21 protein-coding genes are annotated in these 20,491 nt (G+C 70.2%); 19 read left to right on the plus strand and 2 right to left on the minus strand.

Going from position 1 to position 20,491, the window contains the following annotated elements; translation table 11 throughout:
• Positions 1-138: 138 nt before the first annotated feature.
• Positions 139-606: an ATP-binding protein gene (locus tag QIT00_RS25620; RefSeq protein WP_282537750.1), complete on the plus strand. Its 468-nt coding sequence runs from the start codon at positions 139-141 to the stop codon at positions 604-606.
• A 74-nt stretch (positions 607-680) separates the two neighbouring features.
• On the opposite strand, the gene QIT00_RS25625 is transcribed toward QIT00_RS25620, so the two are convergent.
• Both QIT00_RS25625 and QIT00_RS25630 read right to left on the minus strand, forming a co-directional pair.
• Positions 681-1,163 (minus strand): SAM-dependent methyltransferase, encoded by a 483-nt coding sequence (locus QIT00_RS25625; RefSeq protein WP_282537751.1) that lies wholly within the window; start codon positions 1,161-1,163, stop codon positions 681-683.
• A gap of 72 nt (positions 1,164-1,235) precedes the next feature.
• Positions 1,236-2,621, minus strand: coding sequence for a tetratricopeptide repeat protein (locus QIT00_RS25630; protein WP_282537752.1), 1,386 nt, complete (start codon positions 2,619-2,621; stop codon positions 1,236-1,238).
• A gap of 189 nt (positions 2,622-2,810) precedes the next feature.
• Between QIT00_RS25630 and QIT00_RS25635 the strand changes: the two genes are divergently transcribed.
• The 18 genes from QIT00_RS25635 to QIT00_RS25720 all read left to right on the plus strand — a co-directional run.
• Entirely contained in the window at positions 2,811-3,308 is a 498-nt protein-coding gene (locus QIT00_RS25635) for a DUF6415 family natural product biosynthesis protein (protein WP_282537753.1), read from the plus strand.
• Positions 3,309-3,536: 228 nt separating this feature from the next.
• Positions 3,537-5,420: a glycoside hydrolase family 15 protein gene (locus QIT00_RS25640; RefSeq protein ID WP_282537754.1), complete on the plus strand. Its 1,884-nt coding sequence runs from the start codon at positions 3,537-3,539 to the stop codon at positions 5,418-5,420.
• A gap of 43 nt (positions 5,421-5,463) precedes the next feature.
• On the plus strand, positions 5,464-6,960 hold the full coding sequence (locus QIT00_RS25645) for a sensor histidine kinase (RefSeq protein ID WP_282537755.1): 1,497 nt from the start codon (positions 5,464-5,466) through the stop codon (positions 6,958-6,960).
• A gap of 71 nt (positions 6,961-7,031) precedes the next feature.
• Complete coding sequence (locus QIT00_RS25650; protein ID WP_282537756.1) at positions 7,032-7,547, plus strand: roadblock/LC7 domain-containing protein; 516 nt, start codon at positions 7,032-7,034, stop codon at positions 7,545-7,547.
• On the plus strand, positions 7,544-7,951 hold the full coding sequence (locus QIT00_RS25655) for a DUF742 domain-containing protein (RefSeq protein WP_282537757.1): 408 nt from the start codon (positions 7,544-7,546) through the stop codon (positions 7,949-7,951). Before QIT00_RS25650 ends, QIT00_RS25655 begins: the two co-directional genes overlap by 4 nt.
• Positions 7,923-8,594, plus strand: coding sequence for a GTP-binding protein (locus QIT00_RS25660; RefSeq protein ID WP_408909852.1), 672 nt, complete (start codon positions 7,923-7,925; stop codon positions 8,592-8,594). Before QIT00_RS25655 ends, QIT00_RS25660 begins: the two co-directional genes overlap by 29 nt.
• Positions 8,594-9,232 carry a GAF domain-containing protein gene (locus QIT00_RS25665; RefSeq protein WP_282537758.1) on the plus strand — a complete coding sequence of 213 codons (639 nt, stop codon included), beginning with the start codon at positions 8,594-8,596 and terminating at the stop codon, positions 9,230-9,232. The genes QIT00_RS25660 and QIT00_RS25665 overlap by 1 nt, the downstream gene beginning before the upstream one ends.
• A gap of 83 nt (positions 9,233-9,315) precedes the next feature.
• A complete protein-coding gene (locus QIT00_RS25670; protein ID WP_282537759.1) occupies positions 9,316-10,569 on the plus strand; it encodes an acyl-CoA dehydrogenase family protein in 1,254 nt (417 codons plus the stop codon).
• Between the two features lie 134 nt (positions 10,570-10,703).
• On the plus strand, positions 10,704-11,183 hold the full coding sequence (locus QIT00_RS25675) for a helix-turn-helix domain-containing protein (RefSeq protein ID WP_282537760.1): 480 nt from the start codon (positions 10,704-10,706) through the stop codon (positions 11,181-11,183).
• An 83-nt stretch (positions 11,184-11,266) separates the two neighbouring features.
• Positions 11,267-11,830, plus strand: coding sequence for a hypothetical protein (locus QIT00_RS25680; RefSeq protein WP_282537777.1), 564 nt, complete (start codon positions 11,267-11,269; stop codon positions 11,828-11,830).
• Positions 11,827-12,402 (plus strand): DUF6624 domain-containing protein, encoded by a 576-nt coding sequence (locus tag QIT00_RS25685; RefSeq protein ID WP_282537761.1) that lies wholly within the window; start codon positions 11,827-11,829, stop codon positions 12,400-12,402. The genes QIT00_RS25680 and QIT00_RS25685 overlap by 4 nt, the downstream gene beginning before the upstream one ends.
• Before the next feature lie 74 nt (positions 12,403-12,476).
• Positions 12,477-12,605 carry a hypothetical protein gene (locus QIT00_RS25690; protein WP_282537762.1) on the plus strand — a complete coding sequence of 43 codons (129 nt, stop codon included), beginning with the start codon at positions 12,477-12,479 and terminating at the stop codon, positions 12,603-12,605.
• A gap of 262 nt (positions 12,606-12,867) precedes the next feature.
• Positions 12,868-14,073, plus strand: a complete 1,206-nt coding sequence (gene fxlM, locus QIT00_RS25695; RefSeq protein WP_282537763.1) for a methyltransferase, FxLD system — start codon at positions 12,868-12,870, stop codon at positions 14,071-14,073.
• A gap of 63 nt (positions 14,074-14,136) precedes the next feature.
• Positions 14,137-14,325: an FxLD family lanthipeptide gene (locus QIT00_RS25700; RefSeq protein WP_282537764.1), complete on the plus strand. Its 189-nt coding sequence runs from the start codon at positions 14,137-14,139 to the stop codon at positions 14,323-14,325.
• Positions 14,326-14,407: 82 nt separating this feature from the next.
• Complete coding sequence (locus QIT00_RS25705) at positions 14,408-17,311, plus strand: lantibiotic dehydratase (RefSeq protein ID WP_282537765.1); 2,904 nt, start codon at positions 14,408-14,410, stop codon at positions 17,309-17,311.
• Positions 17,308-18,552, plus strand: a complete 1,245-nt coding sequence (locus QIT00_RS25710) for a lanthionine synthetase C family protein (protein WP_282537766.1) — start codon at positions 17,308-17,310, stop codon at positions 18,550-18,552. The genes QIT00_RS25705 and QIT00_RS25710 overlap by 4 nt, the downstream gene beginning before the upstream one ends.
• 20 nt (positions 18,553-18,572) lie before the next feature.
• On the plus strand, positions 18,573-19,400 hold the full coding sequence (locus tag QIT00_RS25715) for a thiopeptide-type bacteriocin biosynthesis protein (protein WP_282537767.1): 828 nt from the start codon (positions 18,573-18,575) through the stop codon (positions 19,398-19,400).
• Positions 19,384-20,491 (plus strand): hypothetical protein (locus QIT00_RS25720; RefSeq protein ID WP_282537768.1); only part of this gene is annotated, 1,108 nt, incomplete at its 3' end. The genes QIT00_RS25715 and QIT00_RS25720, both read left to right, overlap by 17 nt.

Raw genomic sequence — 20,491 nt, forward strand, 5'->3', positions numbered from 1 at the left:
GGGATGCAGGTGATACCTCCGGTGACATGGTGGGCTCCAAGCCCCAGGGGAAACCTTGATCTCCCCTCGCCGTTTCCGCGATGAGCGTCTTGAAATGGCGAGGCACGGTCTGCTACTCCCCACGAAGCCGAGGCCATCATGAGCCAGAGCAACACCTCTCACAGTTGCCAAGAGCGGATGGCCGAGCGGTACACGCCGAGATGCCTCCAGAAGTCCGCAGCCCCGATAGAGGCAGATGCATTCCACGACACGTTCCTGCCCGACCCGTCGGCGGTCGCGCGCATGCGGGACTCGACAGCGGCCTTTCTGCGACGGTTCGGTCTGACGGGGCCGGTTGCCAGCAGCGTGGTGTTAGTGGTTTCGGAGCTGGTAACGAATGCAATTACGCATGGCCACGGCGAAGTTGGGCTTGCGATCCGTGTCGCGGACGGGACGATCTCGGTCTCAGTGACCGATGAGAACACGGCCCCAGCGGTGTTGAAAGAGGCTGGCCCGAACGACCTATCCGGCCGTGGGATGGCGCTCGTGGAAGCCTACTCGGACCGGTGGGGTAGTAACGGCGAAGAGACCTGGTGTGAGTTCCGAAACGCCGGGATTGCGGCATGAACATCGCGTTCAGGTCGGCGACTGTCCAGACTGGTTTCGGAAGCGCCGCCGCCGAAGAGTTACGGCGAGCGGAGCTAAGGGCGCTCCGCCGCGTTGCGCCAGTAGTAAGCGAGCATCTCACCCGGCCAGGCCGGCTGGCGAACGGCGCCTCGGGGCCCCATCTCCTGGAAGTACGGGGCGAGGTCCAGAACCGGTGTCCCGTCGACCGCGTCGAGATCCGTCACCCGAAGGTCCCGGCCCTCCACACCCAGCAGCCGCGGGTAGCTGACAGCCAATTGGTTCGGGCGCCGGTGGTTGCGATGAACGAAGGTTCCAGTCGCCGGCCACTGCGAGTTGCCCCGCGGGCTGCGGGCGTGGAGCTGGACGTCTTCCGGCTGCGCCAGGTGGAATCGCCACGTCACCGTCAGGTGGGAGAACTCGTCGATGCCCTGGAGGGTTTCGAGGGGGTATGCCTCGTTGAGTCGGATGACCGACTCGACCCCGCCCTGGTAGTCGTCCTGAACGCGGGTGTGGCCGCCAACGACCCTGGCGATCGATTCGACCTCATACGTCGTCACCGGTATTGGTTCCTCTCCCTCAGAGACGCGGATCCACGAGCTGCCGTAGGGCGCTACGAGCCCGTGTCGCGGTCAGCCTATGGCCCGCAGCATGTTCCGTGCGCGGTGGTCCAGTTCGGTGACGTGGCGACCGCCGCGTTGCCGGACGGGCGAGAGGTCGCTCTGGATGCGGACGATGACGTCGCGGGCACGGCCGGACTGGACACCTGTCATGGCGTCCAGCGCCTGGCTCCAGGTTGCGCATGCCTCGTCGAGGCGTCCTTGCTGGACCTGGACGGCGCCGAGGTAGCCGAGTGTGACGCTGTGGGTGCGGGCGTACTGCTGGCGTCGGCGAGTGGCCACGCTTCGCTTGAAGTGGATCTCTGCGTCGAGGGGCTGTCCCATGTCGCGCAGTGCGCAGGCAGTCTCGTGGGCGAGGGAAGCGTCCTGGAAGAAGCTGACGCGGGCGGGCGCTTTGGTGTCGGCGCGGGCGAGGTCCCGCTCTGCGCGGCTGATGGCTGCGAGGGTGCCGGCCCGGTCGCCGTCGGCCGCGAGTGCGCGTGCGTGGACGATCGCCAGCAGTGCCTTCTCCCGATGGCTGGCTTGGCCGTAGCGGTCGCGGGACATCGAGGCGTCGGCCAGGACGAGCGCCCTGCGTGGATGTCCGAGGTCTACTGCCTGGTGGGCGAGGGCGCGCAGAATGTGGCCGCCGAGCGGTCCGTCTCCGGCTTCCGCCGCGATCCGGGCGGCGATGGTGAGGTAGCGCTGGGCGGTTCGGTGTTCGCTGGCGTCGAAGGCCATCCAGCCGGCGAGGTAGGTCATCTCCGCGACGGCGGAGTACGTGTCGCGGCGGAGCTGATCCGTGCGGAATCGGCCGCTGAGAAGCGGCACCGCTTCGTCGAGCAGGTGGCTGGCGAGGGCTTTGCGGCCGGTTGCGCCGCCTCGCTGTTGGTCGCGCGCGGAGTAGTAGACCGTGAGGTCGCGGACGTCGTCGGCGTCGGCCTGGGTCACCGAGCGCGAGGAAGCTGGTCGGCGGTTCGCCGCTGCGGCGGGGGCGGCTGCCCACCACGAGATGGTGGGCAGGGCGAGGCCGGCTGCCGAGTATGCGGCGGTGGCCAGCAGCTTGCGTCGGTGCATGTCGAGATCGTCGCTTCCCAGCTCGGCCAGTGCGGTCAGAGGGTCGACGCTCCAGTCGGTTCCGGTGTCGGTCGTGCCTGTCGGCTCTTCTTCCAGCCCGAGGTCGGCCAGGGTGAGGCGGCGGCCGAGCCTGCGGGACAGCGTCTCGCGCAGGATATGCGGCGCTCTGCCACTCGGCTTTGTGCCAAGGACCCACATGGAGATGTGCGAGCGGGAGATCGCCTCCAGCTCCCGTACTCCGCACTCCGCGCCTACGCGGGCAACAGCGGCGGCGGCTTGCGGCTGGGACCAGCCTGCTTCGCGCAGGAGTGCGGCGAGGGCGACGTTGCGTTCACGGGCCATGGACTGCCCCTCGGTTCCGAAATGATCTTTGGCGCCTTTGGCGGCCTTCCTGGCCGCGCAGGCATACCCCTCGGACGGGATTCGCGGTTCGCTCAACGTAGCTGCCAGATCACGCACTTCGCACGCCAGTCGTCGGCTCCGACCGGCGATCTCGGCTCACTTTGGCCTGATCCGAACAGGAGTTATGTCATGCGCCTTTCGCTGGACCCTCGCCGAGACGGCAGCCAGCTCGTGGGCGGGCGCGGACGGCGAGCGCCCGTCACCGAGGCGCCGAAGCCGGAGCGCGATCACGTGGTTGCCGCGTCGGAGACGGTGACGCTGGTGCTGGGCGAGGATTCGCCACTGCCCGAGAGCGCCGCCGATGTGGAGGACCTCGTTCGTCTTCTGCGCGGCCACGTTGCCCAGTTGGGCGCACGGACCGCCCCGGGGATTCCCGCACTGCAGCGCGCGCAGCAGCTCTGCTCCGACAGCATCCCCGAGGACTACGTGCCGAGCCGGGTGTACCTGGTCAGACTCGCTGAGGCGACCCAGGAGCTGACGGCTTACGTGGAGGAAGGCGGTCCCGGGCCGATCAGCGTGGAGGGCAGGCGGCGTTGGCCGATGCCGACGGTCAACGTGCTGCGCGGGGCCGTCTTCGCCCTGGCCCTGGCCTGTCTGATCTTCGCCGCTTCGGTGCCGCGGACATGACGGTGACCGGTGCCATCGTCATCGCTCTGATCCTGGGGCCGACGGCCTGGCTGGTGCTTCGCGGCGAAACGGCGGCCCGCCCGGCTCGAGCCGTCGAGGACTTGGCGCCGCCAGGCAACGCTCCCCCATCACCCGGTGACCGCCGACCTGCCTTCCGCCCACCGTTTCCGGCCGCTGCGGCGGCCCCGATACAACCCCCGATCCACGGGGCTCATGGAGATCCACACGATGAAGCGCCTTCCGCGTATCGAGCAGTACGGCCTGATCGGCGACATGCAGGCCAGTGCCCACGTCTGTGACGACGGTTCGATCGACTGGGTGTGCCTGCCTCGCTTCGATTCGCCGGCCGTCTTCGCCGGCCTGCTGGGCACGCAGAAGCACGGCTCCTGGCAGATCGCACCGGCCTCGTCCGCTCGCCGGTCTGGCTCCGGGGCGGTCGCTGAGCGCCGGTACCGCGGTGACTCGCTCGTCCTCGAATCGGTGTGGCACACCCCGACGGGTTCGGTCCGCGTCATGGACTTCATGCCGCCGCGTGACGGCGCCCCGCAGGTGATCCGGATCGTCGAGGGCCTGACCGGCGAGGTGGAGATGGTCTCGGCCATGCGTCCGAGGCCGGGATACGGCAGCGTCAGCCCGTGGATCCACGAGGCCGGTGGGCGCATGGTCGCGGAGGCCGGCGCGGATGCGCTGTGGCTGGACACCTGCGTGTCGCAGGCGGAGAAGGATGGCGTCGTCGTCAGCGCCTTCGCGCTCGGCGCCGGGCAGAGCGTGGCGTTCGTGCTCAGCTGGTGCCCGTCCCACGCCGCCGCACCGGATGTGCCAGCCCCGGAGGCCGCGCTCGCCGAGACGCTCGCCTTCTGGCGGGACTGGATGAAGCAGTGCTCGTACGACGGGCCCTACCGCGAGGCGGTGGTCCGTTCCTTGATCGCGCTGAAGGCGATGACGTACGGGCCAAGCGGCGGGATCGTGGCGGCGCCGACCACGTCGCTGCCCGAGGAGATCGGCGGCAACCGGAACTGGGACTACCGCTACACCTGGCTGCGCGATGCCTCCACGACGCTGGCCGCGCTGCTGGGCACCGGGTACCGGCAGGAGGCGCAGGCATGGCGGCGATGGCTGCTGCGGGCGGTGGCCGGCGACCCGGAGAACCTGCAGATCATGTACGGGATCACCGGGGAACGCGACCTGCACGAGCGAGAGCTGCCCTGGCTTCCCGGATACGAGGGATCAGCCCCGGTACGAGTCGGCAACGGAGCGGCGAACCAGCTCCAGCTCGACGTGTACGGCGAGGTGATCGAGACCCTGTACCTCGCGCACCAGAACGGCGTGGCCCACTGCGCCGACACCGCGGTGCTGCACCAGCGGCTCGTCGAGCACCTGTCCAGGCGCTGGCAGGAGCCCGACGAGGGGATCTGGGAGATCCGTGGGGCGCGCCGGCACTTCGTCCACTCCAAGGTGATGGCCTGGGTGGCGGTCGACCGCACCATCCGCCTGGCTGAATCCGGTGCGCTCGACATGGACCTGGCGCCCCTGGTCGAGCTGCGGGCGGCGATCCACCACGAGGTGTGCGCCAAGGGGTTCGACCCGGTGCGCAACACGTTCACACAGTCCTACGGCTCGCAGGAGCTGGATGCCGCCACGCTGCTGATCCCCCGTGTTGGCTTTCTGCCGCCTGACGACCCGCGCGTCGTCGGCACCGTGGACGCGGTACGCCGTGAACTGTCCACGCCGGACGGGCTCGTGCGCCGGTACCCGACCCTCTGTGACCGCACCGGGGTGGACGGCCTGAAGGGCGATGAGGGCACCTTCCTCCTCTGCTGCTTCTGGCTCGTCGATGGCCTGGCCCTGACCGGCCGCCTCGAAGAGGCCCGTTCCCTGTTCGAGCGCCTCCTGGCGCTGCGCAACGACCTCGGGCTCCTGGCGGAGGAGTACGACCCCGTCCAGCAGCGCCAGCTCGGGAACTTCCCGCAGGCGTTCAGCCACATGGGCCTGATCCAAAGCGCCCGCCTCCTTCAGCTCCTGACGACGGGGCCCTCCCGGCACCGCGGCGCGGTCGCGGTGCCGGCGCGCCGTTCGACCTCACGCTCACGCGCCAGATCGCCGCGGACCTGACGCCGCAGCACGCCTAGACACCCACCCCCTGACAAGGATTCCCATGCCTGACAGCGCCTTCCCGGCACGGCCGGCCACCACCGGCCACCGCAGACGACGGTCTCCGATCGATGCTTTTACGCTGCACCGTGCCCGCCGCGCCGTGGGACTGCCTCTGGTGCTCCTTGCCGCGCTGCTTGCTGCCGCCTTCACCCTCCAGTCGGTGTCCGCGGTGCGCCCCGGTTGGGTCTTGGCCGGCCTGGTCTGTGGACTGGCCGGGGTCGCCACGGTCGCGGCTCGCGAAGCGCGCACCGCCGCCGGAGCAGTGCAGACGGCTGCGGAGGAGGCCCAGGCAGCAGCGCTGACGGCGGTTGCGGGGGCAGCAGCGGCCGTCGAGAAGTCGGTGCAGTGGTCGGCGGACGAGCTGTGCCGCGGTGGACGCCCGACGCTGCAGGATCCGCAGGCGCCGCCGACGGCCAGTGCGAACGCCGGGATCAACAACGCGCTGGGTGCCCTCCAGGTGCAGGCCATCGCGTCGCTGATAAGGGTGCACGACGAGTCCCAGTCCGTCGTCCTTCTGGAAGTGCTGCGCCGTCTGGCCATGCGCGAGCACGCTCTGGTCGGCAAGGCGCTTCAGGCGCTGAGCCAGCTGGAGATGCTGACCGACGACCCGGAGCTGCTGGCCAAGATCTTCGAGATCGATCATCTCGTGACGCGGATGCGTCGCCAGGTCGAGAGCACCGCAGTGCTAGGCGGGCAGTCCCTGCGCAGCGTGCGTCAGCCGGTTCCCATCACGACCGTGCTGCGCGGTGCGATCTCCGAGGTGGTGCAGTACCCGCGGGTGACGCCCGTGGCCGGTTCCGTCGGTGCTGAGCTGGGTCTTCCGGGACACGTGGGTCCGGATCTGACGCACCTTCTGGCCGAGCTGATCGAGAACGCGGCCGAGTGCTCGGATCCGGCGACCAAGGTGATCGTCCGCGCGCAGCGGGTGGCGAACGGGCTGGCCATCGAGGTCGAGGACCGGGCCATCCCCATGCATCCGCAGGCGCGGGCGCAGATGAACCACCTGCTCAAAGCCCCCCACGAGGTCGACGTCAGTGGGCAAGTCCGAGCGGGTCAGCTCGGGTTGCTGGTCGCCGCGAAGATCGCCCAGTCGCACGGGCTGTCCGTTCTCCTGCAGGAGAACGTGACGGGAGGCACCACTGCCCTGGTCGTTATTCCGGCACGGCTCCTCGTAGCGATTCCCTCCGTCAACGATGCGAGCGCGCTGCTCAAGCAAGCCCGTCCGTCCGCGCCGCCGCCGCAGGTTGCCGCGACTCCGGCCATCCCGACAGCAGGCCGGGTTACACACCCCGGCACCGCTGAGGCGTCGGGAGCCGCAGAGGCAGGTCACTCTGCTGACGCGCCTCCTCTCCCCACACGTAGACGTCAGGCCGGCTCGTTCCGTCCACCACACGAGCGGGAGCAAACCCCCGTGACCGGGGCGACGCCAGGGCTCGCAGCCGCCTTCCGCAGCGGCCTCCAGGCCGGCGGGGCTTCGGCAGAGCAGCCCGGGCCCTGAACCTCGCCCTTCTTCTACGTTTCCGGTGGCCGTTGCATCCACTGGCCCTTCCTTCTTCTGGAGCGATCCTTATGAGCACCCACTCCGCGATGGACAACGTGACCGTCCCCGCGCCCGCAACCGAGGCAACGGCAAGCGGACAGCGGGACAACATGGTCTGGCTGCTGCGTCAGTTGGCCGCCGACGTCCCGGGCGTCACACACGCCGTCTTGCTGTCGCGCGACGGACTGCGGCTGCTGGACAGCGACGTCGACAAGGACTGGGCGGACGAACTGTCCGCCGCGATCAGCGGAGTTGCGTCCGTCGCGGCGAACACCACCGGTCCCAGCCACAAGAAGATGCCGGCCCGGCAGGTCATCATCGAGCGCGACGACTGTCTGTTCTTCGTCCAGAGCGCCGGGCGCAGCGCGGCCTTCGAAAACCACCCCGGAAACGAACGCGGTGAGGTGGACACGATCCTCGCCGTCATCGCCACCACGGACGCCGATGCGGGCGCCGTCGGGTTCGAAATGGGTCGCCTCATCCAAAGGTTCGCCCCCTACATGCTGATCCCCGTCCGCGTCGGCACGGGCGGAGAGGTCCGGTGAGCACACACGGCCGCGCGGCCGAGGAGTCGACGTTCGTACGGACCTACACCCTGACGCGCGGGCGCACCCGGCCGCGGCACCTGCTCGGTCTGGCAACCGTCCTGGACGCAGGACCGGGGCGGCTGGGCCCGGCGCAGGCCGAGGAATGCGAGGAGATCCTCGCCCTGTGCCGGGAACGCAGACGTTCGGTGGTCGAACTGGCGGGCCGACTTGGCCGGCCCGTCACCGCCGTCAAGGTCCTCGTCTCCGACCTTCTGGACGCCGAGGCCCTGGTCGTGCCCCTCACCCACCCCTATGCCGATACGGGCGCGGAATCCGGTCCGTCTACCCAACTGCTGGCGGCCCTTTCAGCGGGCTTGAAGAGGAAGTGGCCTGATGCCATCGCCTACCCCCAGGCCGGATGACCCGGCCGCGGTGCTGCGTACGTCGCCGCGCCCGCACGCCGACGCCGCGCCGACCGTGCTGAAGATCGTGATCGCCGGGGGCTTCGGGGCGGGCAAGACCACCGCCGTGGGCGCCGTCAGCGAGATCACGCCGCTGAGCACGGAGGAGTACCTGACCGAGGCGAGCGCGGACGTGGACAGTCTGGCGGGCATCGAGGCGAAGCGGACCACTACGGTCGCTTTCGACTTCGGCCGCCTCAGCCTGCCCGACGCGCCCGTGCCCCTGGAACTGTTCCTGTTCGGCATGCCCGGCCAGGACCGGTTCGTCGACCTCTGGTACGACCTCTCCCGCGGCGCCGTCGGGACAGTCGTCCTGGTCGACACCCGCCGTATGGAAAGTAGCTTCACCCCCGTCAGCTTCTTCGAAGACATCGGCCTGCCCTTCGTCGTCGCCGTCAACCAGTTCGACGGAGCGCACCGTTACCAGCCCGAACAGGTCCGCACCGCCCTCGAACTCCCCGCCTCAGTACCGGTGGTCACCTGTGACGCCCGCGACCCGAACCATGTCGCCGGCGTCCTGCTGACCCTCGTCGGCCACGCCGTGAAGAACGCATCCGCGAGCCGCGTTCACCACGCGCCCACTACCACCTTCCAGGACGCCTGATGTCACATCACCCCAGCGACCCCTACCTCGCATCGCCGACCGCCCGACCCGCACAGTCCTTGCCGCGACGCGGCATGCGGGACGCCGCCCGCGGGCCGAACACCCCGCCCGCCGCCGTCACCGGGCCGCAGGCCCAGCAGACGAACGACCTGGCGCAGCGGTACGAGCTGCTCAACCGCCTGGGCCTGCCCACCGTGGCGAGCGAGGGCTTCGACGAGCTGGCCCGCGACATGGCCACCAAGGCCGGGTTCCTGTACGGGTTCGTCAATCTCTTCCTGGAGGAGCAGAATTTCGTCGGCCTGGACCAGCCGCCTCCGGACAGCGGGTACGTCATCGTCGGCCGCACCATGAGCCGCGACCATGGCTGGTGCCCGGAGGTCATGGCCCGCAAGAAGGCCCTCCCGCTGCACGACGTGCACGCCAGTCCGCGCTTCAGCGGCAACCACGTGGTCGACGCCGTCGGGATCCGCTCCTACTTCGGCGCCCCGCTCATCCACGACAGCGGCACCGTGCTGGGCACGGTGTGTGTCATCGACCCCGAGAAGCGCCCTCTGAGCGAGGCCCGACGGCTCAGAGACATCGTCATCAGCGCCGGCGTCCAGGTGATGGACCACATGGTCCGCGCTCCTGCCCGCTAGGTCGTTCCGTACCCCCGCCCGGGAGCCGTAGGCAACCCCCCGGCCGCTCCACGTTGCGACCTTCACCCAGGGAGAGGGAGACCATGTCCGCCAGACCCACCGCACCGCCACCGGCGCTGCGCCCCTACCTCACGGCCCGCCACGAGCTGCTGTGGCAGGAGGCGGACGCCTTCGCGGCCGAGCACGTTGCGCCGCGCGCCGCGCGTATGGAGGCCGCTCCGGGCAGGGTGGAGCGCAAGGTCGCCGACCTGATGGCCGCACGCGGCTGGTTCGCCGTCACCGTCCCGGCCGCCTTTGGCGGTCTGGGTGCCGGGCACGTGGCCAAGACGGTCCTGGTTCACCGCATCGCGCGGGTCTCGGCGGCTGCCGCGGCTATCCTGCAGGCCACCCTGATCCCCGTCGGCGCCCTGATGCACTTCGCCACCCACGAGCAGAAGGGCCGCTGGCTGCCCGGCGTCGCGGACGGTTCCCTGCTGCTGTCGATCGCCGTGACCGAACCGCTCGCCGGCGGACACATCGGCGGCATAGAAACCACCGCCGAGCGTGCCGGGAACCAGTGGGTGATCACCGGCAGCAAGATCCATATTGGCAACAGCCACCTCGCGGGAGCCCATCTCGTCGTCGCCCGAACCGCCGAGGCGGGCGTGAGCACCTCCCAGGCCCTGACCGCGTTCATGGTCGAAGCCGACCGACCCGGGCTCTCCGTCCCCGGCCACCGCGCCGGCCTCGGCCTGCACGGCTTCTCCGCCGGCCGACTCGACCTCGACCACGTCCGCGTCCCCGAGGACAACGTCGTCGGAGAGATCGGCCGAGGACTGGCCGTGGCCCAGAGCAGCAGCATCCTCTACGGCCGACCCAATTTGGCCGCCGTCAGCCTCGGCATCCACGAAGCGGTCGTGGACACCACGACCGCCCGCCTCAAGACCCGCCCCCGCTACCGGGGCACCCTGTCCGACCTGCCCGTCCTGCGAGACCGCATCGGCGCCATGGAGGCCCGCCTGCGCGCCGGCCGCATCCTCGCCTACCAGTCCGTGCACCTCCTCGACCAGGGCCTGCCCTGCGACGCTGACCTGATCAACGCCAAGTACCTCGGCCACCAGTGGGCCGCGCAGTCCGCCCAGGACGCCATGGAACTGCACGGCGCCCACGCCCTCGACCGCGACTACGTCCTCCAGCGCCTGTGGCGCGACATCCAGCACACGTACCCGCCCGCCGGAACCGGCGAAGTCCAGCGCATACGCCTGGCCGACGCCGCCTTCGACGAGGACCACATCCAGTGGTCCGAACGCCTCGCCGCTGAAGCCGCGTGGGCACAACCTGACCCGACCGCCGCATGAGCCCCGTACGCGGCACCCGTGAATCCACACCGCCGCGCACGGGCCTGCCGCCGGCCCCGTCACCCACGGGGACTGGCGGCACCCACCCGGTGACCGTCCATCCCAGCCCAGAAAGAGACACCGTGACTCCGCCCGTGACGACCAGCGCACCGATCACCCCCCTGACGCCGACCCTGCAGCGCGTCGCCCAGCACCTCGCCAACGGCCTCACACCCCCAGAGATCGCCACAAAGACCGGGCTGTCGGCGGTCACCGTGCGCCAGTACATCCGCGACATCCGCGAGAGCCTCCACTGCCCACCCCGCTGCAAGCTCCCGGTGATCGTGCACCGTCTGTTCGCTGTCCAGCAGGTGGCCTCTCCCACCGCGGGCCGCCCGGCGCCGCAGCTCAGCCCCGAGGAGCGGCTGCTGCTTCGAGCCGTCGCTGAGCACAACGACGCCCGCGACATCGCCGTCGCCGCCAAGCTCGCCCCGGCCGACCTGCGCGCAGCGCTCGACCGGCTCCTCGGCGACACGGGCGCACAGGACACCACCCAGCTGGTGATTCTGGCTCACGGCTGGAAGCTGCTGACGGCCGAGCCGACCTACGCGGCGCGGAGCGGAGCAAGCCAGTGAGCAGGCCCCGGGCTCACCCGATCCGCGAGGAGCGACCGGCTTCGTCATCGTTCGCCCCGGCGCCCCTGGTCGCCGCATACGAGGTGCGCACGCTACACACGGACGCCGAGCGCGAGGAGGCTGCCGCCCTCGTTCAGGACCGTCAGCGCTGGCTCTCCATGCGCGGTCTGCCGGTGCCCGCTCAAGCAGACACCCCGGCACTCTTTCGCGACCCGCAGACAAGCCCGGTCGGGCTGTTCGAGGACGGGAAGCTCCTGGCCTGCCTGATCCCCGAGCGCGACCCCGGCCTCAGATGGGGCGAGGGCCCTTGCCTCTACCTGAACTCTGTCCACACCCTGCCCGACCAGTCCGACGACATCATCCGGTTGATCACCCTGTGGGCCTCCGACTTAGCCGCCCGGCAGGGCCTCCCGCTCGTACGGGCCGAGGCGCTCGCCCACCACCCCCTCGAATCCGAGCCCATCGCCGCCCTACTGCGTCGGCTCACCGACATGGGCTGGGATGTACGGGGGTCCGGCACAGGACGAGAGGGGGACCGCGTCGCCCGCCTCGAACTCGCCGCCGAGCACCGGTCCGGGCTGAGCGCCTTGATCGGATGCCGCGTCCACACCCCGCAGGCCGCCCCAGACGAACGGGGCAGCGCGTGACGACCGCCGAACCCCAGCGCCCCGACCTCGCCCGCGAACTGATCGCCCGCGCAGCCGAGTCGGCCGCGTACCGGGCCAAACGCGTACGCAATCAGCTCGATGCCGTCCGACTGGGCCAGGGGCGTCACGCCGATCACGCCAACACCAAGGTCCTGGGCCGCATCCTGGCCGAGCACGACTGGCCCGGCCACCGCCTCATCGGCCCCGACGCGGCCCGCGCCGCGTGGAGCATCGCCCTGCACAGCGACCACGAACCCGACTTCCAGCGCGCCGCCACCACCTTGCTGGGACGTGCGGTCCAGGGCGGCGACGCCTTGGTCCAGCACTGGGCACACCTGCACGACCGCGCCCTCATCACCAGCAGACGCGACCAGGAGTACGGCACCCAGCTCCTGTTGTGCGCCGACGGCATCGACCTGTGCCCGCTGCGCGCGCCGGAGTCCGTCGACGCACGCAGGGCCAGCGTCGGTCTGCCGCCGATCGCTGTCGCTCTGAAGGCGGTGCGCCACCGGTACACGCCTGACGGATCTGCCGATGAAGCCCCGACCGTCGTCCTCGCGGGGGCCGCATGACCAAGCCCAACCCCGAGTTGTCCACCAGTCAGCCTTACGGCCGCAACTCCGCTCTAAGAAGGGATCGTTGACAGATGAAGCTCACCACCGCCGTCCTGGCTGCCGGTGCTGCTGTCTCCCTCACCACCGCCGTGGTCGGAGCCGCCCGGCTCCTGCAGGACGTGCATGCTCAATCAGAGCCCAAACACGCTGTGCGCTGGTGATACGACGACCCGCCCGTCGGTCAGCGGCGGTCGGATGTACGGCCCGGCGTCCGGACCTGCGAACGCCGCTCGGTGCCGGACGAGGCGTGTAGGGAGCAGCTCCTACTTGCACCTCTTCCCAGCACGAGCCGGCTCCACGAGAGGAAGAACGACCATGCCAGGTCACTCGGCGTCCAAATCGCACCACTTCGCACTGGCTAGCGTCCTCACGGCTGCCCAGATCCGAGCCCCACACAAACACCTCGACGAACTAGGTAATCGCATGACCTCAACCGACACACCCGCCGTTCACGACCCCGACGAACTGCGCGCGAGCATGGTCCGTGCTCTGCGCGAGCAGGACGGAGTCACGACCGACCGCGTCGCCGCCGCTTTCGCCATGGTGCCCCGGCACCGGTTCGCGCCAGCCGCGTCCCCGGAGGTCGCGTACAACCTGCACCGGACCGTGCCCGTCAAGCTGGACCAGCGCGGCCAGGAGACCAGCGTCATGTCCGCGGCGCACCTGCAGGCTGTGATGCTGGAGCAGGCCGAAGTCCAGGCCAGCATGAACGTCCTGGAGATCGGCTCTGGTGGTGTCAACGCCGCCTACCTGTACGAGCTTGTCGGCAGCACGGGCAGCGTCACCAGCGTCGACATTGACCGTGACGTCATCGATCAGGCCCGCAGGTGCCTCGACGAGGCGGGCTACTCCCAGGTGAGGACGGTGGTGGCCGATGGCGAGAACGGCGTGCCCGACGGCGCCCCGTACGACCTGATCATCGTCACCGCGGCCGCATGGGACATCCCCCCGGCTTGGATCGCCGGTCTCACCGAGAAGGGCCGGATCGTCGTCCCGCTCACGATCTGCGGCACGACCCGCTCGATTGCCTTCGACCGTGACGGCGAGGAGCTGGTCAGCCGCTCGTACAGCCTTGCGCACTTCGTACCGATGCAGGGCGAAGGTGCAGCCGAGGAACGCAAGGGCATGCTGCGGGACGGCGTCGCCCTGCAGACCGACGACGTCCGGGTGACGTTGGACGTACCGGCGCTGAACCATGCCCTCGACACTCCGAAGACGGAGCGCTGGTCCGGGGCAGCCTACGACCTGCCCGACGAGCTGGAGCTGTTCCTCACGCTGAACCTCCCGCACCCTGCCCGGCTGCATGCGGCGCCCAGCATCGTCGACAGCGGCCTCATCGAGGCATCCGCGCTCAAGGGGGTGCCGGCGCTCGTGGGCCGGGACAGCATCGCCTACCGCACCCGCCGGGAGAACGAGGAGACCGGCGGCTTCGAGAGCGGTGTGGTCGCGCACGGTCCGCAGGCCGACAGCCTCGCCGACCAGTACGTGGACCTGCTCCGCAGCTGGGCGCAAAAACACCGCCGCCGGGGCGCCGCGACATTCCGCTACCGGCCGGGCCCCGCCCCCACCTCCCTTCCCACCGGCACCGTGATGCGCCGCCACGGCGTGGTCGCGGTGGCCTGGGACTAAGACTCCGAGGCCCCACGGCCTCGGGACCCTGCACCACCATCCAACCCCCTAGAGGAGGCACCAATGACCGTTCAGACAGAGCGGCCGGTTACACCCGCGCAGTCGACCGGTGTGCTGGACATGGCCATCGAGGACGACTTCGAACTGGACATCACCATCGTCGAGGGCGGCCCGTCCGCGGATCAGCTCATCCGTCTGACCAACGACGGATGCAACTCCACGTGCGCCACGGCGTGCGTCAGCTGCCCGTAGCAGGACTCAACCGCGTACCCGTAGTGCCCGGCCGCTCCAACTTCTCGGGGCGGCCGGGCACCCCGGCCACAGGAGGGGAACCATGTATCGCCACGTCGATGCAGCGCTGATCCGGGCGGCTGCCTGGCAACCCGACCAAGCAGTCATGTGGCCGGACCTCACCAGCAACCCCGTGGACGTAGCGTCACACCGGGGCTGGCTCCAACAGATCTGGCAGCACACTGAGTTCGCTGCCGCCGTGTCAGCAGCGAGCCCCGACCTTGCTGCCCGGGTGCAGCAGGTCTGTGCCGGTCAGCCGCATTCGCAGAAGGCACTGCAGCGCACGGTGCTCGGCGTCCTGCGGTACTTACTGCGCGCTCGGAGCAGAGCGACACCCTTCGGCCTGTTCGCCGGGGTCGCGCCGGCCCGAATAGGCGTGACGCCCGTACTCCGGGTGGGGACCGGGCAGCACGTCGCACGTAGGGCGGATGCCGCGCAGGCCAGGGCGCTGATCGACCGCTTCGAGCAGCACCCCGTGCTGCGTCCCCATCTGCTGCTCGTGACCTCGTCGCTCGCCGTCGAGCGCGACGGGCATGTCGTGGTCGAGCACCGCCCCAGCAACCAGCAGGCCGCCGGGCACGAGCACGTTCAGGTGCGCGTGACCGCGCCGGTGCGTGAGGCTCTGGCCGGGGCCCGCACCCCGATCCTGTGGACCGACCTCGCGGCGAAGCTCGCCACCAGCTTCCCCACCGCCCCACCTGCCGCGATCGAGAAGCTGCTCGGGGGTCTGGTCAAGCAGAGCGTGCTGGTCACCAGTCTCCGCGCACCGATGACCTCCACCGACCCGCTCAGCGCCCTGAACCACTGTGCACGTCACCTGCCGCCTGCGGACGCGGCCACGATCCACGAGGCTCCCCGATCCGCGCTCGATCTCCACTTGGACTGGGAATTGACCGTTCCCGAGCAGGTGGCGCGCGAAGCGGCAGCGGCAGCTAGGGCGCTGATTCGTCTCGCGCCCAGGTCGGCACTCAGCGGCTGGGCGGAATGGCATGGCCGCTTCCTGGAACGGTACGGGCCGCGGGCCGTCGTCCCGGTGCTCGATGCCATCGACACGCTCGGATACCCGCCCGGCTTCCTCGGAGCCGCCACCGCGCCGGCGCCGGCGCCTCTTCCGGACCGTGACGGCCGCCTCATCAAGCTCGCCCACACCGCCGCCCTTCAACGCCAGCTCGAAGTCGTGCTCGACGACGCCGTCGTGGAGGAGCTTGCCACCGTTGACGCGTCGCACCCGGTCCAGCCGAATACCGAGCTGACCGCACGGATCGGCGCCGAGAGCGTAAGCACGCTCCAGCACGGCGACTTCACCCTGCACGTGACCGGAGTGTCGCGGTCGGCCGGATCGACCACCGGCCGTTTCCTGAACATGCTGCCCACGGCGGACCAGCAACGGATGAGCACGGTGTACGCCACGCTGCCCGGGATCCACCAAGGCGCGCTCGTCGCGCAGATCAGCGCGACCCCACTGTCCCGGCGAGCCGAGAACGTGGCGCGCGCCCCCCAAGTCACCGATGCGGTGATCACGCTCGGCGACTACCAGGACCCGGACACCGACGTCGTCCCGGTGACGGACCTGGCCATCACCGCCGACGCAACGCAGCTGCACCTCGTCTCGCTGTCCCGCGAGTGCCCGGTGCACACGCTGCTGCTCAGCGCCGTGGACCTGGGCCACCACTCCCACCCGCTGACCCGGTTCCTCGCCGAGGCGCCAGCCGCTCTGGCCGTCCCCTGCACGGGCTTTATGTGGGGCACTGCGGCCTCCAATCTGCCGTTCCTGCCTGCGCTGCGCTACCGGCGCACGGTCTTGTCCCCGGCCCGCTGGCTCCTCACCCGAAACGACCTCCCCGAGCCTTCGGTCCCGTGGCCGCAGTGGGATCAGGCGTTGACCTGCTGGCGGCACGAAGTAGCGCTGCCCGAGCATGTGTATCTCAGCGAAGCGGATCAGACCCTGGCCTTGGATCTGGCCGAGCCTTCGCACCGTGCGCTGCTGCGCGCCCATGTCGAGCGCGACGACCGCGTCACCCTGCGTACCGCGCCGCACCCGGAGGACCTGGGCTGGAGCGGCGGGCGCGCGCACGAGGTCGTGATTCCGCTCGTCAGCAACCAGGACGTGGCCCCCGTGCGGATGGTGAGTCCGGCCGTTGCCCGCCGGCACAGCCGCCCACCAGGCAGCGACGGACAGCTCTATGTTCAGCTCCACGGGCACCGTGACCGCCAGGATGCGATCCTGCTCCGCCACCTTCCCGACCTGCTGGGCGAACTCGGAGACCCTGACTGGTGGTTCATCCGGTACCACGAGCCCGGCGATCACCTTCGTCTGCGTCTTGTCTGCCCGCCCGCAACCGTCGGGGCCGCGTTCGAGCGCGTCGCCGAGTGGACCCAGCACCTGCGCCACCATGGCCTGATCACCCATGCCGGCGTGGAGACGTACCACCCGGAGACCGCCCGGTTCGGCGGCTCCACGGCGATCGGCGCTGCCGAACGGTACTTCGCCACCGACTCCGCCGCCGCCACGGCCCAGCTCGCCGCCCAAGCGTCGAAGGATGCTCCCGACGCCCGTGCGATGACCGCCGCGAGCATGGTCGACATCGCCATCGGCCTGCTCGGCGACCGGGCCGAGGCGATGCGCTGGCTCGTCGAGCACACCCGCACCAGCCCGAACGCCCCGCCCCGCGCCGTGTACCGCCAGGCCATCGACCTGGTGACCACCCCGGGCACGGGCCTGGACCAGCAGATCGCCGCGGACTGGAGCGCGCGGCGGGCGGCGCTCGCCGACTACCGCCAAGCGCTGGCCAGTTCGGTGCTCGACCCCGGTGACGTCCTGCCGGACCTGCTGCACCTGCACCACGTACGGATGCGCGGTCCCGGCCTGCCCGAGGAGGGCACCCACCTTCACCTGGCAAGAGCTGCCGCCTTGAGCTGGAGCGCACGAGGAAGGAGACGCGCGTGATCACGAATGCTCCCGCCCCCACCGCGCTGTCGACCGCCGACAGGTTGGCTGAGGCCCTGGCCGACCCGCACACCGTATTGCCGAGCGATCTCCCGGAGGACGGGCGGGCCTGGCCCCAGTCGCTCGCGGGCGGCGCTTCGGGCATCGCGCTGCTGCACATCGAACGCGCCCGCACCGGGCGCGGCGACTGGAGCACTGCGGACGCCTGGTTGAGGGCGGCCCTCGCCGGGGAGATCAGCGCCGCCGCGAACGCCAACCTGTTCTTCGGGGCCCCCGCGCTCGCTTTCGTCGTGCACCGCGCTGCGAGCGCATCGAGCCGCTATGCGCGCCTTCTTGAGCGTCTGGATTCTGCGACCGCCACGGTCACCGAGAGGCGGCTGGCCGCAGCACGTCGCCGCATCGATCGTGGGGTGTATCCGCCCATGGAGGAGTTCGACCTGATACAGGGGCTGGCCGGCATCGGTGCGCACCACCTGAGCCGGCACCCGGAGCACGAGATCGCGCATGACGTGCTCGCCTACCTCGTCCGCCTCACCGAGCCGCTGCCTGGCGGCGCGGGGCTGCCGCCGTGGTGGATGGAGGTGGGCCCCACGGGGGCACCCCACCCCGACTACCCAGGCGGGCACGGGAACTTCGGACTCGCCCACGGGATCGGAGCAGTCCTGGCCGTCCTGTCCCAGGCAGCGCTGCGCGGCTCGACCACGCCGGGCCTTGCCACGGCGATCGAGCGGATCTGCGCCTGGATGGACCACTGGCGCCATGGTGATGAAGCCTCGCCCTGGTGGCCGGGGCAGATCACCCGGGAGCAGGCGTCCGAGCAGCACATCCACCAGGACCTGCGGCCCCGCCCCTCTTGGTGCTACGGGGCCAGCGGCACCGCCCGTGCCCAGCAGCTCGCCGGGCTCGCCCTCGGCGACCAGGGACGGGTACGAACCGCCGAGTCCGCGATCCTCTCCGCGTTACGTGATCCCCTCCAACAGGAGCAGCTCCCCGACATCGGGTTGTGCCACGGCATGGCCGGGCTACTGCACGCGGCCTGGCGGATGGGCACGGACACCGGCAACCCGCAGATCACCGCCGAACTGCGGCGCCTGGCCGACCGGCTGATCAGCGCACTCCACCAGAAAGACCATCCGCCGGAAGTTCTGGATGGGACCGCCGGCGCGGCCCTCGCCTTGCACACCTTCGGCATCGGCCGCGCTCCTGCCCCGCACTGGGACACCTTCCTCGCCCTGGCGTGAACCCCACGAAGGACCACTTCATGAATCCACCCACCTGGTGCCAGGCCAACGTCGCCTTCCCTGACTGGGAACGCGCCGAGACCACCGCACTGACCCGCCTCGCCCCGCTCCTGCTGACCGCAGAAGACCAAGGCGCCCTGCGTGCCTGGTTCATCGTCCGCAAACACCCGTGCTGGCGCATCCGCTACCTGCCCGGCCCCGGCGGACAGGAGCACATCACAGGCGGCCTCGACCAGCTGATCGCCGAGGGCTGCATCAAGGCATGGACCGAGATCATCTACGAGCCCGAGTCTCACGCCTTCGGCGGCGACGAAGCCATGGCTTCGGCCCACCGCCTGTTTCACCACGACAGCCGCGGTCTCTTCAACTTCCTGCGGACCGACGCCGCCAAGCACCGGCGCGAGACCTCGCTCATGCTGTGCAGCCTCATGATGCGCGCCGCCCACCTGGACTGGTACGAGCAAGGCGACGTCTGGGCACGCGTCGCCGCCCACCGACGACAAGAGCCGGACACCGCACCGCGAGAGCCTGGCCAACTGCACGCCGCAGTCCGCCGGTTAGTCACCGTCGACCCCCAGTACGCGCTCCAGCCGAACGGGCCGCTGGCCCACGCAGCCGACTGGGCCCGCGCCTACCTCGCAGCGGGCGCCGAGCTGGCCCGCCTCAACGAGGCCGGACACCTCCACCGGGGGCTGCGGGACGTCCTGGCCCACCATGTGATCTTCGCCTGGAACCGGATCGGCCTGCCCTACGCCACACAGGTCGCCCTCACGACCGCGCTGAAGACCGTGATCTTCGGGCTCGACCCTGCCGAGAGGAGGGCCGAGGACCGTGTGGAATCTCCCTGACGACACCGCCCAGCGCTTCCCGCTCGTCGCCCGCCCGCGCCCAGCTGGCCTCCCCCTTGACCGACGTGTCAAGGCCCTGGTCGACCTGGCCGACATGGCGCAGTCGCGCAGAGACCTTGGTGTGGCATCCACCGTCTGCAACCAGGCGGCGCTCGTCGCGTCCGACGTCGGCGACGCGGACACGGCCCGCACCATGTGCCGGCAGCACGCCATCGCCTACCTGCACGCCGCTCCGCTCTCCGCTGCGGACTCCGTCCGCGCCCTGGAGCCCGTGGTCAACCTCGTTCGGCTTCAACTCCGCGACGGACGCGGTCCCGTCGGGCACCAAGAGCTGCAGAACCTCTTCGACGCCGTCTCCGCGGGCAGGGCCACGACGATCGAGGGCGTCACCGTCCCGCACGACCTCGTGGCCACGGGCGAGGCCCGCCGGGACGTCCGTAGGTGGCTGTGGACGGTCCTGCTCGCTGACGGAACCCGTGCCCTCACCCACGCCGGCCGCTGGCGCGAGGCGCTGTCCCATATCCAGCAGCACCGCGGGCTCGCCCAGCGGATGCTCGACGGGCGGCAGGTCGCGGTCGTCGCGGCCCTCGCGAGCGCGGACACCGCGCAGGCCAACTCCCTCCTGACGCGCACGATGCCCGGCGAGGCGTGGGAAGCCGCCGTCACCGACACCCTGAGCGTCCTGTGCCTTCGCGTTGCGGGCCAGCCATGTTGGCGCCCCCTGCAGAACCTCACGACCACCTACCTCAGCCTGCCGAACCCCGAGGGGCTGGTCTCGTTCCACACGAGGCTGGGGCTTGTCGTGCTCGATCTGGTCGAGTCGCCGAAGGCCCCGGCCGCGCGACAGATCGTCGCAAGCCTGTACCGCGGGGCGATCGAGGCAGCCGACGGCTACGCCGCACGCGACGTGCTGGAGCACCCTCTGTGCAGGAAGTTGGCCACGAGCAGCGAGATGCATGAGTGCCAGGGTCTGCTCGACTCCTGTGCGTTCCTAGCCGGGACGCTTCTCGGCGACGCGGGCGCTCAACTCGGTGAAGCCGTCTCCAGGAGCACCCGCGTGATCGTGAAGACGGTCGGCCGACCGATCACGT

This window comes from Streptomyces luteolus (assembly GCF_029968015.1).
Classification (GTDB): Bacteria; Actinomycetota; Actinomycetes; order Streptomycetales; family Streptomycetaceae; genus Streptomyces; species Streptomyces luteolus.

What these genes read in the sequence shown, in the direction of transcription:
- QIT00_RS25620 (WP_282537750.1), top strand. Translation starts at nt 139, where the DNA reads ATGAGCCAGAGCAACACCTCTCACAGTTGCCAAGAGCGGATGGCCGAG.
- QIT00_RS25630 (WP_282537752.1), bottom strand. Translation starts at nt 2,621, where the DNA reads ATGGCCCGTGAACGCAACGTCGCCCTCGCCGCACTCCTGCGCGAAGCA.
- QIT00_RS25635 (WP_282537753.1), top strand. Translation starts at nt 2,811, where the DNA reads ATGCGCCTTTCGCTGGACCCTCGCCGAGACGGCAGCCAGCTCGTGGGC.
- QIT00_RS25640 (WP_282537754.1), top strand. Translation starts at nt 3,537, where the DNA reads ATGAAGCGCCTTCCGCGTATCGAGCAGTACGGCCTGATCGGCGACATG.
- QIT00_RS25645 (WP_282537755.1), top strand. Translation starts at nt 5,464, where the DNA reads ATGCCTGACAGCGCCTTCCCGGCACGGCCGGCCACCACCGGCCACCGC.
- QIT00_RS25650 (WP_282537756.1), top strand. Translation starts at nt 7,032, where the DNA reads ATGAGCACCCACTCCGCGATGGACAACGTGACCGTCCCCGCGCCCGCA.
- QIT00_RS25660 (WP_408909852.1), top strand. Translation starts at nt 7,923, where the DNA reads ATGCCATCGCCTACCCCCAGGCCGGATGACCCGGCCGCGGTGCTGCGT.
- QIT00_RS25665 (WP_282537758.1), top strand. Translation starts at nt 8,594, where the DNA reads ATGTCACATCACCCCAGCGACCCCTACCTCGCATCGCCGACCGCCCGA.
- QIT00_RS25670 (WP_282537759.1), top strand. Translation starts at nt 9,316, where the DNA reads ATGTCCGCCAGACCCACCGCACCGCCACCGGCGCTGCGCCCCTACCTC.
- QIT00_RS25690 (WP_282537762.1), top strand. Translation starts at nt 12,477, where the DNA reads ATGAAGCTCACCACCGCCGTCCTGGCTGCCGGTGCTGCTGTCTCCCTC.
- fxlM (WP_282537763.1), top strand. Translation starts at nt 12,868, where the DNA reads ATGACCTCAACCGACACACCCGCCGTTCACGACCCCGACGAACTGCGC.
- QIT00_RS25700 (WP_282537764.1), top strand. Translation starts at nt 14,137, where the DNA reads ATGACCGTTCAGACAGAGCGGCCGGTTACACCCGCGCAGTCGACCGGT.
- QIT00_RS25705 (WP_282537765.1), top strand. Translation starts at nt 14,408, where the DNA reads ATGTATCGCCACGTCGATGCAGCGCTGATCCGGGCGGCTGCCTGGCAA.
- QIT00_RS25715 (WP_282537767.1), top strand. Translation starts at nt 18,573, where the DNA reads ATGAATCCACCCACCTGGTGCCAGGCCAACGTCGCCTTCCCTGACTGG.